The organism is Streptomyces sp. GD-15H, assembly GCF_045291515.1.
GTDB lineage: Bacteria > Actinomycetota > Actinomycetes > Streptomycetales > Streptomycetaceae > Streptomyces.
The window spans coordinates 130,516-144,241 of the sequence record NZ_CP149447.1 but is presented as its reverse complement, the minus strand read 5'-3'; the positions used below and the strand labels follow the sequence as shown (position 1 = coordinate 144,241).

The window sequence follows — 13,726 nt, the reverse complement described above, 5'->3', positions numbered from 1 at the left end:
TATCGAGGCGCCGTCACCAGTAATAGGCGGTGAGATCCGCGAACCGTGCAGTGGATCATGGATCTGACTCGAGTGAACCATGTCACATTCACTCTGGGGCATTCCGGGGCGTATCCGCTGCTCGCGCTCTGGTTCAATGCATGGCAAAACTCAACAAGGGCCAAGCAGGGCCCGCCACTTCACGAGATCTTTGGCGAGAGCAGTGACTCTGCTGCTCAATTCCGTCAGGCGGTGAGTCGGTAGCTGAGGCGCTCGAGCTGGCTGGTACGGGTGCGGCGGAGTGGGTGATCACTCCAGTGGGCGTCGAGCCGGATGATGTTGATCGCGGTGGCGGAGAAGGCGTGCTGGAGACGGACTTTCGGCAGGCCGCGGTAGCGGGCCCGGCGCATCCCGGTGACGTCGAGAGCCTGGTTGATCGTGCCCTCGATGCCGGCGCGCAGGGCGTACTTGTCCCTCCAGGTGTCGGTCTTCTGCTCGGCGCGGGCTCGGACGAGGGCCTCGTGGGGTTCTCTCGGCTGCAGGGTGAGCATCCGGCGGCCGATCTTGGAGGTGGTGCACTGTGCCCGGAAGGGGCAGGGGCGGCAGGTCAGCACGCTGAAGGTGATCACGATCGCGTCCTGGCCGTGCTGCTTGACGGGGTTCCAGTTGAGGTTGATGCGGCCGGCGGGGCAGCGGACCTGGCGGGTCTTCCAGTCGATGGTGAAGGCGCTCTTGTCGAAGCCGGCGGCGGCGCGGGCCTGGGCGGAGTGGTTGAGCAGGACCGGGGTGACCATGGTGATGCCCTGCGCGCGGGCAGCGGTGATCAGGTCGGCGGAGGGATAACCGGCATCTAGGTAGTGCTCGGCGGGTTTCAGGCCGCGTGCGGCCAGGCGCTGCTGGATGGTGGCGGTCGCCTTCACATCCGGCACCGTGGCGTCGGTGGTGGCCACGTCCGTGATCAGGTTCGGTGATGGGACGGCCTTCCTCCCGGCTTCGGCTTCGGCTTCGGCTTCGGCGGGAGTGTGGCAGGTGGTCTCCGTGAGGTGGACCTTGTAGCCCATCCAGTACAGGGCCTCGCCCTTGGCCGCCCAGCGGGCATCGGTGTCATACGGCGAGGCCAGGCGCAGTTGGCCAGGCGGGACGCCCTCGTCGTCGGCCTCCCGCTTGCAGATCACCTCCCGCCCCCGGGTGTCGGTGCGCAGGTAGTAGGTCTGCACGAGGACCTGCCGCAGGATCTGCACGGCCTCGATCTCGCGGATCCACGCGGGGGTGTCGGCGGCCCAGGCGGCCCGGCACAGCGTGTAGCCGTCCTGGGCGAATACGAGCGCGAGCCGGTCGCGCTTGGTCTTCGACACCGGCATCGTCCAGCCGTTCACGCGGAGCCCGTAGCGGTGGGCGAATTCCGCGACGTCGATTGTCTCGGCCAGCCAGGCCGGGGCCGCCACCGCGAGGGCCTCCAGTGCCGCGCGGATACTCTCCCCGGCCAGCTCCAGGCGGTTCAACTCCCGCACCGCGCTGATCACATGGGTGGAGTCGGTGCGCTGCTTGCCTCCGGCACCGACCAGCCCGGCATCCTTGCAGTGCTCAAGGAGCCGGTCGAAGACAACGCGCTCCAGGCCCTGGTCGGCCAGCCGGGCACGGAACCGGCTCAGCACGCTCGCATCGAAGCCGGTATCAGTGAGTTCCGCCCCGATCGCGTACTTCCAGTCGATCGCCCGCACGGCCATCGCGGCGGCCTGCCGGTCGGTCAGGTCCTCGGCGAACTGCAACACGGTGACCAGCGACAGCACCGCAGGCGACAGGCCGGGCGCCCCGCGCACCCCGAACGCGTCGGCAAACGGCTCGTCTGCGAAGACCTCGGCCAGATGATCCCGAACCCGGATCGCCAGACTGCCCTTCGGGAACGCGGCGCGGGCCACGACCGCGGTCTGTTCCGGGATCTTCGGCAACCCCTTCGGCTGCAACGACATCCACCACCCCCGCGGCCGCACGACAGGACAAGACCGCACGGACGATCATCCCGTACCCGCAGGGCTCCACGAGCCGAATTGCGCAGCAGAGTCGATATGAGGCTCAAAGACGACGGCGTGGCGTCCGCGCGCCCGCCCGGTGGTGGCTGCGATCTCCGTCGGCCACCCGTTCCTATGATGGCCACATGCCCGGCCTGCGCGAGCTCGCGGAGCGCACACCGCCACGGCGGGAACGCTACGTCGACCTGCTGCGGGCGCTCGCCATCCTCATCGTGGTGCTCGGCCACTGGATGGTCATCGTAGTCACCGGCGGGGCACGCGGCGTGGAGGGCTTCAGCGCCCTGGAAGTGCTGTCGTGGGGCCGCCCGATCACCTGGCTGGGGCAGGTCATGCCGGTGTTCTTCATGGTGGGCGGGTTCGCCAACGCCGCCTCGCTGACCTCGCGCACCCGTCGGGGCGGCGGCGTCGCGGACTGGCTGCTCGACCGCAGCGCGCGGCTCGTACGGCCGACGACCGCACTCCTGGTGACGCTTGCCGCTGCCGCGCTGATCGCCCGGCTGGCGGGCGTCGATCCCGCTCAGGTGGGCCGGGCGGTGTGGCTGGCCTCGATCCCGCTGTGGTTCCTGCTGGTCTACCTCGTGGTGGTCTTCCTGACGCCGCTGATGCACCGCCTGCACCGGCGGGCGGGGCCGGTCGTGCCGCTGGTCCTGGTGGGGCTGGTCGCCGCCGGGGACGTGGCGCGGCTGGCGTTCGACGCGCCGACGCTGCAGCTGGGCAACTACCTGTTCGCCTGGCTGGCGGTGCACCAGATCGGCTTCGCCTGGCAGGACGGGACGCTGCCGGTCCGGCCCACGGTGGCCGTGCCGCTGCTGCTGGGCGGTGCCGCGGTGGCGGTGCTGCTCACGGTGGCCGGCCCCTACCCGGTCAGCATGGTGGACATTCCCGGCGCGCCGTTCGGTAACCTCTCGCCGCCGACGCTCGCGCTGCTGGCGTTGGCCACGGCTCAGCTCGGGCTGGTGCTGCTGCTGCGCGACGCGGGGACTCGGCGGCTGCAACGGTGTGGGCCGTGGATGGCCGTGATCGCCGTGAACTCGGTGATCCTGACCGTGCTGCTGTGGCACATGAGCGCGTTCGTGCTCGCCGCCGTGGCCGTGGACGCCTCCGGCCTGGTCCCGCTGCCCCAACCCCCCGCGGACACGGGAGCGTGGCTGCTGTGGAAGCTGCCGTGGCTGGTCGTGCTCTTCCCCGTGCTCGGCGCGCTCGTGGCGGTCTTCGGCCGGATCGAGCGGCGCGGCCTGCGGCGCGGCGCCGCAACGTCGCGCAGTTGGTGGACGCCGGGGGCGCTCGGCCGGCCCAGGCCGCGCGCCACCGCGACCACCGTCGGCTATGCCGCCTGCGTGCTGGGCCTGCTCGGGGTGGCCGACGCCGGTCCCGCCGACCACGGCCCGTTCGGGCTGCCGACCGCAGCCCTGGCCATCTTCCTGGCCGGCGCGGCCCTGCTCCGCACGGCCCGCGCGGCAAGCGACCGCCGGGCCCGCTGTGGCAGCCGCGCCCCAACCACCTGAACACCGCATCGGTGATTGGCACGCACTGCGCCTGCGCTCGCGTCACGCCACCAACACCACGCCCACCGCCAGGCCTCGGCACGGGCCGTGGGACACAGCTGCCTTGCCACCGGTGCACCTCGAAGCGGCTTCCCCCGGGCGTGCCGCGATCCAAGAAGACACAGCCGCTCCGGCCCTCGCGTAGCTTGCCTGGGATCCACCGGCCGACTCAGCCAGTGCTGCGGCCTCGGTAGGTCAGCCTGTCTTCCATCCGTTTCAGGTGTCGATCCGCTCCCGAGTAATTGTCAAGACCTGTGGATCGATGGCTATCTGCGGGGTCGGCGTTGTCAGGTTGAGCGAGGGCGTTGTCACGTTGGCTGACCGGCCTGGGATGATCTTGGAGTTGATCGTGCCGGGGAGGGGTTCGTTCGTGTCGTCCGCGTCGCCGTCGTACAAGGGCCACCGGTACCCGGTGGAGGTGATCGCGCACGCGGTATGGCTGTACTTCCGCTTCCCGTTGTCATTCCGTGAGGTCGAGGAGCTGATGCTCGAGCGCGGTGTGCTCGTCTCGTACGAGACGGTGCGGCGTTGGTGCGCCAAGTTCGGACAGGCCTACGCCAACGCGCTGCGCCGCCGGCAGCCCCGTCCCGGCGACAAATGGCATCTGGACGAGGTCTTCATCAAGATCAACGGAGAGCGGAAGTACCTGTGGCGGGCCGTGGACGCCAACGGCGCCGTCCTGGACATCCTCGTACAGAACCGGCGGGACACCGCTGCGGCCAAGCGGTTCTTCCGCACACTGCTCAAGACGACCCGTACGGTGCCGCGGGTGGTCGTCACCGACAAGCTGCGCTCCTACGGCGCGGCCCACCGCGAGGTCATGCCCTCCGTCGAGCACCGTGCCCACAAGGGCCTGAACAACCGGGCGGAGAACAGTCATCAGCCCACCCGGCAACGCGAACGCGCCATGAAAGGCTTCCGCTCCGTCGGCGGAGCCCAGCGGTTCCTGTCCGCGTTCAGCAGGATCTCACCGCACTTCCGACCCCGCCGCCACCGGATGACCGCCCCGAACTACCGCGCAGAAATGACCACCCGCTTCACCATCTGGGAGCAGATCACCGGCGTCACCGGCCGACCTGCCGCGGCCTGAGCCCAGGGCCGGCACCCGGCCCCACCACACCTCGACACACCGTCAGACACCCGCACACCCAACAACGTGACAACGCCTGGTCGAATGCTGCTTCAGTCGTTTGAAGCAGTGGCGCGGCATTGCCTCCCGCTGCGACAAGACCACCGAGTCCTACCAGGCAGCCGTCATCCTCGCCTCACTCCTGATGTGGGCGTGGCAGTTGAAGACTACTCCTAGAGGCCCCCTCGGTGGTGAGGGTCCTCGGTCGGCGTCCCGCGCCTCCGGGGCCGTCCGTACACGATTGCGTACGGAGTGCGATGTCGTGGTCGTCGTACTGCATCGATCGCGCGACCCACCACTTCGCGCAGAAATCCGGCAGCAACCCCGCCTCCACGACCGGTACTTCAGGTGTCGGCGCCGACTTTTGCCTCATCGGCCAGGTCGACGCGCGTACGCCCGCGACGCATACGGCGTCGAAGTGGGCGCTGACGTGACGGGGGTCGCGACCGCCTACCGAAATTCTGCCCAGGGAGCCCCTCCGGTTGCTATTGACAGCCGCCCATGCGCCCCTTCATCATCATTCCACTAATCAAGTAGTGGAATGGTGGTGGTGGTCATGGAGTTCCGCATCGATAGGCGGAACGGAGTCCCTGCCTTCCAGCAGATCGTGCAGCAGACCAAGCAGGCCTTGCGGCTGGGCGTACTGGTGCCGGGTGATCGGCTGCCGACCGCCAAGGACGTCGCCGAGGTCAGCGCGGTAAACCCGAACACCACCCTCAAGGCGTACCGCGAGCTGGAGCGTGAGGGTCTGGTCGAACCGCGACCCGGCCAGGGCACGTTCGTACGCCGCACACTGGCCCGCCCCTCGGCAAGCACCGACTCACCGCTGTACGGGGAGCTGGTGGCGTGGGTCTCCCGGGCGGCCGAGGCGGGCCTGGAACAGGAAGACGTGGCCGCGTTGGTCGCCTCGGCCATGGAGAAGGAGTACGCCACCGGCACGGCGACGGCGGCCACAACAACCAGGAGCACTGATGAGTAACGGTATGTACGCGGGGGAGCCGGCGCTTGAGGCGCACGGCCTGGGGATGCGATACCGGCGGGGATGGGCGCTGAAGGACTGTTCCTTCCGGCTTCCGGCGGGACGGATCTGCGGGCTGGTCGGTCCCAACGGGGCAGGCAAGACCACGCTGCTGAGCATCATGGCCCACGTCCTGGAGCCGACGCGGGGCACGCTCAGCCTGTTCGGCGCGGCACCGGGCTCGGTGGACTCAGGCCGCACCTCGTTCCTCGCCCAGGAGAAGCCCCTGTACCGCCGGTTCACCGTGGCAGAGACCCTGCGGCTGGGGCGAGAGCTGAACACCGGCTGGGACCAGCGCGCCGCGGAGGACATCGTCCGCGCGGGCAATGTGCCCTTAGACACGAAGATCGGTACCCTCTCCGGCGGCCAGCGCACCCGCGTCGCCCTCGCCGTCGCCCTCGGCAAGCGCCCCGACCTGCTGCTGCTCGACGAGCCGATGTCGGACCTCGATCCGGTCGCGCGTAAAGAACTGATGGGTACGCTCCTTGCCGAGGCCGCCGAGCGCGGCACCACCGTCCTGATGTCCACCCACGTCCTGGCCGAACTGGAGAGCGTGTGCGACTACGTCGTCGTCCTCTCAGGCGGCGAAGTACGCCTCGCCGGTGACGTGGACGAGTTGCTGTCCGTACACACCATGGCCACCGGTGCCAAGGAAGGCGAGAACCTGCCCGCCTCCCTCGCGCACCACCCCCTTGTCGAGTACCGGACCAGCGGACGGCAGTTCACCGCCCTGATCCGCCCCGAGGGCCCGGTCGCTGGCCCCGTGGAGACGGACAGCTTGAGCTTGGAAGAACTCCTGCTCACCTATCTCCGCTCACCCGACGCACCACCTCTGATCACCCCCACCGCCCAGGCCCAGGACCAGGCGTACAACACACGGACGGTGGCAGCATGAGCTCTCTCCCCGGCACCTCGACGACGACTGGGCCCGAGGCCACGGGCACCGGCCAACTCCCCCAGCTCCTCAAGGGCATGCCCTGGCTGGTCTGGCGCCAGCACCGGGCCGTGTTCTGGACTGTCCTCGGCGCCTCCGCGCTCGCCGTGGCGTGCATCGTCTTCCAGCGCTCCCAGCTGCAGCTCGATGGGTACACCCCCGTGTCCACGGGACTTCGGCTGGTACCGATCCTGCTCGGTGTCTTTCTCGGGGCCCCGCTGTTCGCCGGCGACCTGGAGAACGGCACCGCCAAGCTGGTCGTCACCCAGTCCGTCAGCCGGACCCGCTGGCTGACCACGAAACTGGCCCTAACCGCGCTGGTGGTCGTGGTGAGCACGGTCGCACTGTCGGCCGCGTTCGGCTGGTGGTGGAACCTCTACAAGTCCGAGGTCACGGCCACACAGTGGATCTCCGAATCCACCTTCAACAACACGGGACCCGTACCCGTCGCCCTCGCCCTCTTCTCCGTCTTCAGCGGGGTGGCGATCGGCGTGGTGCTGCGCCGCACGCTGATGGCCATGGTGGTCACCCTCGGTTTCACCGTCGTCGTCCAGCTCGTCTGGTCCCACTTCCTGCTGTCGCTCGGCAACGTCGTCACGAGCACGACGAGCAGGGGCGTCATGACCGAAACCCCGGCCCAGACGTTGCCCGCAGGCGCGCACCAGATGGACGGGTCGCACCCGTACCTCACCGGCGACGGAAAACTCCTCGGCTGGAACACTTGCGCGGACGCGCAGACGGAACGAGCGCGAGTGGTGTGCCTGCAGAAGGCCGATGTCGTGGGCTGGCAGGTCGACTACCTGCCGATCTCTCAGATGAACGGCATGCAGTGGTTCGGCGCATCGATCCTGCTGGCCCTGACGGCCGCCGTCACGGTGTTCCTCTTCTTCTGGGGCCGTAAGCGCCTCGTCTGAGACCCACCGCGAGCTCGGAGCCTCCCCTGAGTGGTGGGCACGCTGGTACTGGATCTGGCTGATCCGGGGGAGGAGGAAGCGAGAGACCGCCGATGGCGATGAAGGGCTACTCGGGCGAGTTCAAGGCCGATGCCGTGGCCCTTGTTCGAGTCCACGCCCGGGGCGACCTGCAAGGGGACCGCAAGCGCTGTGGCTAGTGGCTCGTCACGCAGCCTTGGCCGGGTAATCCGTCCATGACCGGATCGGTGAGTCGGGCGCGAAGTTCGTCTTCGGTTCCGCGCGGGTGTTGCGCCAGCGGACGTAGGCGGCGATGGCGGCGTTCTGCTCGTCGTGGCTGCGGTGGTCGGTGCCGTTGAGGGCGAAGTAGCGCAGGGCCGCGAACTCGGCCTCGATCCAGTTCAGCCAGGAGCCGTAGGTCGGCAGGAAGACCAGCTCGATGTCGTTGCCGGCCGCCCAGGCACGGACCTTGGCGTGCTTGTGCGGGGAGAAGTTGTCCAGCACCACATACAGCCTCTGCCCGGGCCAGCGGGCGCGCAGGGCCTTGAGGAGGTCGAGGAACTCGCGCCACCGCTTGCGCGGGCGGATGCGGTAGTACAGCTTGCCGGTGGCCAGATCGAGGGCGGCGAGCATGTGCCGCACGCCGCCGTAACGGTGGTAGGTGGCCCGCAGGCGGCGCGGACGCCTCACCGGACCCCACGCCTTGCCCTTGCGGGGCATCAGGTTCAGCGGCCCGAACTCGTCGACGCATATCACCCGTCCGTCCGCGGGCGGGGTGTCGTACAGCGCCAGGATGCGGTGCATCTTGGCGATGAACTCCGGGTCGGTGGACGCCTTCCAGGTGGTGGTGGTCTTCCAGGAGATCTTGCCGGCGTGCAGGATCCGGCGCAGGCTCTCCCGGCTGATGGCCGCGGTCACCTTCTGCTTGATGAGGTGGTCGGCGAGCTTGCTCAGGCTCCAGGTGGAGAACGCGGTGATCTTCCAGTCGGCGGGGGACGTCCGGGCGATCAGGCAGATGTGCTCGCGCACCTGGTCACTGATCGTCTTGGGGCGTCCCCCGCTCCATTTTGGGTCCAGCGCGTCCAGCCCCTGCTTGTTGAAGGCGTGGATGACATCGCGGACGTAGTCCTCGCCGACCTGCATCAGCACGGTGATGTCCTTGACCGTCTGGCCCTGGGCGGACATCAGCACCACGATCGCCCGGCGGAGTTTCACCGGGTCCTTCGCGGTCCGGCTGATCCGCTGCAGCTTCCGGCCCTCCTCCATGCTCACCGGCCGGACGAACACACTCGGTCGACGCCCCACGACCACCTCCAAGATCCGATCCTGGGGACAGTCTGCGGGCCGACGGGCAGCAGGTCGATTACCCGGCCAAGGCTGCGTGACGAGCCACTAGGGCCTGTGTGATGTTGTGATCAGTCTTGCCGGTCCGGATCCGCCTGGAAGGCGGATCCGGTAGGAAGACAATCGTGACGCGCAGACAACTCACCGAAGAACAGTGGAAGTTGATCGAGCCGTTCCTGCCGATAGGCGAGTACGGCCCGTACCCCGAGCGGCTGCGGGATCAGTTCGAGGGGGTGATCTGGCGGTTCAGGACGGGCGCGCAGTGGCGGGAGATGCCGGGCGAGTTCGGCCCCTGGCCGACCGTCTACGGACGCTTCCGGCTCTGGCGGAACGCCGGTGTCTTCACCGCCCTGCTGGAGGGCCTGATCGCCGAGGCCGCCCGCCGGGGCAAAACGGACCTGTCCCTGGTCAGCGTGGACTCCACGACCGTCCGCGCCCACCACGACGCCGCCGGGATGCTCGTCGGCCAGGAGGTCATGGAGGCGCTCGAGGAGGCCGCCGCCGAGCAGGAACAGGCCCGGCAAAAGGGGGCGACAAGGCGGAACAGAACGGGCGGGACGGCGGAAACGGGCCCGAGCGGGAAGAACGCCGGCGCGTCCGCCGCCGACGCAGGCTCCGCCTGAAGGAAGCCCTGCTCGGCCGGTCCCGCGGCGGACTGACCAGCAAGATTCACCTCGCCGCCGACCAAAAGCGCCGGCCGCTGTCGTTCGTGCTGACCGCCGGGCAGGCCGCGGACAGCCCGCAGTTCATCCCCGTGCTGAACAAGGTCCGGGTCCGCGGGCCGGTCGGCCGACCCCGCACCCGGCCCGGCGCGGTCGCCGCGGACAAGGCCTACTCGTCCCGCGCCAACCGCGCCTACCTGCGCAAACGGCACATCAGGGCGGTCATCCCGGAGAAGAAGGACCAGGCCGCCAACCGCAAGAGGAAGGGCAGCAGGGGCGGCCGTCCCGTCACTTACGACGCCGATCGTTACCGTGACCGCAACACCGTCGAGCGACTGATCAACCGGCTGAAGGACTGGCGCGGCATCGCCACACGCTTCGACAAGACGCCCGAGAGCTACCTCGCCGGCCTCGAACTCCGCGCCTCGATGATCTGGATCGGAGATCTCCTGCAAGCGGCCGATTGATCACAACATCACACAGGCCCTAGGGCCCGGCCGCCTCGCCGGCAGGTACCGAGAGGGCTGCGGCCTCGTATGAGACCGAGCCGGTCTCGGACCCGGGTGCGATGTGTCGGCTTCGTGTCAGTGAGAGCGCGTCAGTCACGGTTGAGCGGGAGAACTGTGTTCTTGCAGGTCGTCGGTCCGTGGCCGCGGCGTGCCACTGACACGGCGGTGGTACTTCGCGACCTCTTGGCTGTCGTTGGGCGGTACATCCCCAGCTGGCTCGCTGCCACGAAGACGGCACATCGCACCGGGGTCTGGAAGGGCACCGGCGGCGGCCGGGTCGAGTTCGATGGCGACGGCACGTTCACGATGTCGGGCATTCCACGGAGTGCCATCGAGTTCAGCTTCATCGACCCCCCGCCCGGAAAGGGAAACCTCTCCGGGCGCGGCAACTGGAACCTGCGCGGTGACGACGGCCGCAGCGGCACCATCGAGCTGAACTTCGCCGCCGCGGGTTCCTTCTCGGACGATTCCGAGTCCACGATTCTGCAGGTCGAGGAGGAGGGCGACCGCCCGAAGCTGTACTTCGACACGAACCCGGACAAGCAGTACGGCTACACGATCCGCCGGGAGACGGGTGAACCGCCCCGGATTCGGTAGGGACTCGATCGACGGCCCCGTCCCACCCCCACTGCATCGAGTCCCGATCCGGTGCCCTGGGGGTGGGCGGGCCTTCTTCACCCAGCCCCGCAGCGACTCCACACTGACCTCGAGCTCCCGTGCGTCCTCGATCACTGTCCGGCCCGATGGCCACACGACTTCGGCCACGTCTCAGCGGAACCTACGGATCTACGCCCAGTCCACGCCGAGTTCCCGGATCGCGTCGAGCTGCTCCTGGGTGAGTTTGTCGCGTCGGGTTTTGGTGTTGGAGACCCATACGCCCAGCTTCACGGTCACCGGCTCCGTCTCGCCCTCGAGTGTGATGGGTTCACTGTGCCCGCGTGGTACCGGCCGGTGGCCTTCCCGCTCGACCCACTGCGCGAGGGCCGCCAGGCCCCGCTGGAACGCCTGCTGCGCCTTGCTTGCCCCCTTCGCCGCACGCCCGGCCGTCGGGGCGGGAGACGGTGCCTGGGCGGGCTGTACGCCCAGCCTGGTCAGCCGTTCCTGCTGCTCCGTGGACAGCTGCGCCCAGGTACCCGGCTGTTTCTGCCGCTTCAGCCACTTCCCAAGATCGTCGCCGTCGAAGAGGACGCCGGGTTGGATGTCGGGCAGGTGGCCGTGGGGTTCGTCGGCGGCGAGGTCCGCGAGGACGCGGTAGTGCCGCTGCCAGTCCAGCGGCCACGGGCAGTTCCAGTCCTCATCGATCGCCGCCAGCTGCTCCGTACGCACCCGGGCCCGCTCCGCGTCCTTGCCGAGGCCGCCCTTCCGGCGCAGGTTCGCCAGGTGCTGCCCGACCGGGACGGGCCGGCCGCTGGCGGGGTCGTCCCAGACCGTGTCCTGTCGCGGAGCGAGGTGCCCGGCGGCCCGCCGGTAGGACCGGAGCGCGGCGAGCTTGGCCTCCCACGCCTCCTCGCCCGGCTCCCACACCATCCCGGCCTCCGGCAGGTCGAGCAGTTCCTTGCGCCGCTCCTCCAGCTCTCCGGCCCGCAGGGCCTTGCGCTGCTGGTGCACCCATCTCCCCAGCGGAAAGTCCCTCGTCACCCCGACCTCGGTCTCCACGTCATACGGGACGGCATAGAGGCCGGTGATCTCGTTCTCCGCCCGCCAGCGGATCAGGGCCTGGTAGCCCTCCAGCCACACCAGGGACTCCGGCCGGTAGACCCGGGTGCGCAGGAACGCGGCGATGGTGGCGGCGTCGCGCGGTGTGGAGAAGTGCAGCAGCGCCGACCCGGCGGCGGCATCGCTGCTGTCGTCCTCCTGGTCCTCGCTGTCACCCTCGCCGTCGGCGCCGATGATCCGGCCGTCCTCGTCGCGTCGGATGTGCACGGTGCGCTGTCCGTGGGTGAGGGCGCGGGAGGCGAGCTGCTCCACGAGTCGTTCATCGTGCGAGCGCAGGCCCTGGAGCACGGCGACCAGTCCGGCATACGAGGCGGAGGCGATCATGTCGGTCGGGTCCTCGCCGGGCTGAAGGAACACGGGCACGATGATCCGCGCGACCTTCGTGGAGCCGTCGCGGTTGATCCGGAGGGCCCGGCCGATGTTCTGCACGATCTCCACCTGCGAGCCGCGGGTGTCGGCGAAGCAGATCGCTTCCACGCCCCGTTCGCCGGTGATGTCGACGTCCTCCCCGAGCACGCGGCAGCTGGCGAGGAACGCCCGGTGGACGCGCCTGGCCGCGTCGATCCCGTTGGCGAACTGCCGGATCACTTCGCGGCGTTCGGTGACGAGGTGGTCGCCGCACAGCCACGCCGACCACACCCTCTCCGGCGGGACGTGGCGGCCGGCCTCCAGCTCGTAGAAGCTCGCGCCGATCGACGACTTCGGCAGCGCCTCCGCCTTCGCCAGGTCGTCATCGGAGGCGTCACTGGCGTACAGCTCGGCGGCGGTCTGCGGCATCTTTTCCGCGAACGCGGCGGCCTCTTCCACCTTCTGGTGGAAGGTCATGACCGTACGGAGGTCGCACGCCGCGGCGTGTTCCAACAGTGCGGTCTGCAGCAGCGCCAGGCGCCGGCCCCGCCGCGCCTCCTCCGACTCCCCGAGGACGGGGGAGGGGTCGCGGATCTCCAGCACGTCGATCTCGAATCCGGCGAGGATGCCCCGCTCGATCGCCTCGCTCAGCCCGAGCTCGGCCAGCCACGGCCCGTAGGTTTCGGAGTCCTGGCCCATCGAGGCGATCTCCAGCTCCTGGCCGCCGATGCCCTGCTGCGGCCGGGGCGCGGCGAGGATGCGCGGGGTCGCGGTGAGGTAGAGCCGGAAGTCGGCGGGGATCCGCTGGTTGTCGTGGATCGCCGCCCAGGGCCTGCCAAGATCACCTGCGGTTGAGTGGGCTTCGTCCACGATGGCGAGGTCGAAACCGCTCATTTGCTGCCCATAGAGCCGCTCCCCGCCCGCCAGGGCGGCCTCCAGCGGCCCGCGCACCTTGCCCTGGCCCAAGGGGTCCTCTGGGTCCTCGCGGTCCACGAGAGAGGCGTACGTGGCGAACACGACCACTGGCCCGCTCCCGGCCCACAGGGCGAGCTGGATCGCGTTGGTAGTGGTGCGCACCCCCAGCCGCTCCAGGACCTCGTCCTTCTCCAGCGAGCACACCGCCACCATCGGCGCCCGGTGCCCCACCCGGCGCCACGCCTGAGCGGTCTGCACCAGCAGATCCAGGGTCGGCACGGTCACCAGGACCCGCCCGCCCGAAAAGCACTCCCGCGCGCACGCGGCGGCGGTGATCGTCTTGCCCGATCCGGTCGCGGACACGATCGTGCCCCGGGCCCCCTCCGACGGTACGGATGATCTTGCAGGAAATCCCACCCACCGACGGAAACTCGCTTTCTGGGCCACCTGGTGTTCCCGAAGCCGCATACCCGGCATTTCCCCGCCCCTCCTCTGCCTTCTTCTCCGCTCGCTTGGGACATCACCAGGACGGTGTGAAGGGCGGCACGGACACCGTGCCGTCCTCGCCCACCACGATCCGCTCGGCGAGCTGGGCCAGGACCTCACAGGGGCGCAGCCCCGTCCGGCCGGCCACCGTCTGGACCAGCCGGCCGGGCGCGGCGGACAGCCGGACCTCCGCCCGCAGCT

General features: G+C 69.3%; 10 protein-coding genes and 1 pseudogene. 8 read left to right on the top strand and 3 right to left on the bottom strand.

Going from position 1 to position 13,726, the window contains the following annotated elements:
• Nucleotides 1–224 precede the first annotated feature (224 nt).
• Complete coding sequence (locus WJ438_RS00710; protein ID WP_406723496.1) at nucleotides 225–1,949, bottom strand: IS1182 family transposase; 1,725 nt, start codon at nucleotides 1,947–1,949, stop codon at nucleotides 225–227.
• 185 nt (nucleotides 1,950–2,134) lie between these two features.
• Between WJ438_RS00710 and WJ438_RS00705 the strand changes: the two genes are divergently transcribed.
• The 6 genes from WJ438_RS00705 (at nucleotide 2,135) to WJ438_RS00680 (ending at nucleotide 7,548) form a co-directional block, all read left to right on the top strand.
• Nucleotides 2,135–3,514, top strand: coding sequence for an acyltransferase (locus tag WJ438_RS00705; RefSeq protein WP_406723495.1), 1,380 nt, complete (start codon nucleotides 2,135–2,137; stop codon nucleotides 3,512–3,514).
• Between the two features lie 370 nt (nucleotides 3,515–3,884).
• Nucleotides 3,885–4,643 carry an IS6 family transposase gene (locus tag WJ438_RS00700; RefSeq protein WP_406723494.1) on the top strand — a complete coding sequence of 253 codons (759 nt, stop codon included), beginning with the start codon at nucleotides 3,885–3,887 and terminating at the stop codon, nucleotides 4,641–4,643.
• A gap of 296 nt (nucleotides 4,644–4,939) precedes the next feature.
• Nucleotides 4,940–5,116 (top strand): hypothetical protein, encoded by a 177-nt coding sequence (locus WJ438_RS00695; protein WP_406723493.1) that lies wholly within the window; start codon nucleotides 4,940–4,942, stop codon nucleotides 5,114–5,116.
• Nucleotides 5,117–5,238: 122 nt separating this feature from the next.
• Entirely contained in the window at nucleotides 5,239–5,661 is a 423-nt protein-coding gene (locus tag WJ438_RS00690; protein ID WP_406723492.1) for a GntR family transcriptional regulator, read from the top strand.
• On the top strand, nucleotides 5,654–6,595 hold the full coding sequence (locus WJ438_RS00685) for an ABC transporter ATP-binding protein (protein WP_406723491.1): 942 nt from the start codon (nucleotides 5,654–5,656) through the stop codon (nucleotides 6,593–6,595). Before WJ438_RS00690 ends, WJ438_RS00685 begins: the two co-directional genes overlap by 8 nt.
• A complete protein-coding gene (locus tag WJ438_RS00680; protein ID WP_406723490.1) occupies nucleotides 6,592–7,548 on the top strand; it encodes an ABC transporter permease in 957 nt (318 codons plus the stop codon). The genes WJ438_RS00685 and WJ438_RS00680 overlap by 4 nt, the downstream gene beginning before the upstream one ends.
• Nucleotides 7,549–7,752: 204 nt before the next feature.
• Here the strand turns inward: WJ438_RS00680 and WJ438_RS00675 are convergent, their stop codons facing one another.
• A complete protein-coding gene (locus WJ438_RS00675; RefSeq protein ID WP_406729547.1) occupies nucleotides 7,753–8,811 on the bottom strand; it encodes an IS630 family transposase in 1,059 nt (352 codons plus the stop codon).
• Between the two features lie 203 nt (nucleotides 8,812–9,014).
• On the opposite strand from WJ438_RS00675, the pseudogene WJ438_RS00670 reads away from it, so the two are divergent.
• A pseudogene (locus WJ438_RS00670) lies at nucleotides 9,015–10,018 on the top strand (IS5 family transposase).
• Nucleotides 10,019–10,243: 225 nt separating this feature from the next.
• A complete protein-coding gene (locus WJ438_RS00665) occupies nucleotides 10,244–10,657 on the top strand; it encodes a hypothetical protein (protein ID WP_406723489.1) in 414 nt (137 codons plus the stop codon).
• Between the two features lie 189 nt (nucleotides 10,658–10,846).
• Here the strand turns inward: WJ438_RS00665 and WJ438_RS00660 are convergent, their stop codons facing one another.
• Nucleotides 10,847–13,516: a Helicase associated domain protein gene (locus WJ438_RS00660; protein ID WP_406723488.1), complete on the bottom strand. Its 2,670-nt coding sequence runs from the start codon at nucleotides 13,514–13,516 to the stop codon at nucleotides 10,847–10,849.
• Nucleotides 13,517–13,726: the final 210 nt, after the last annotated feature.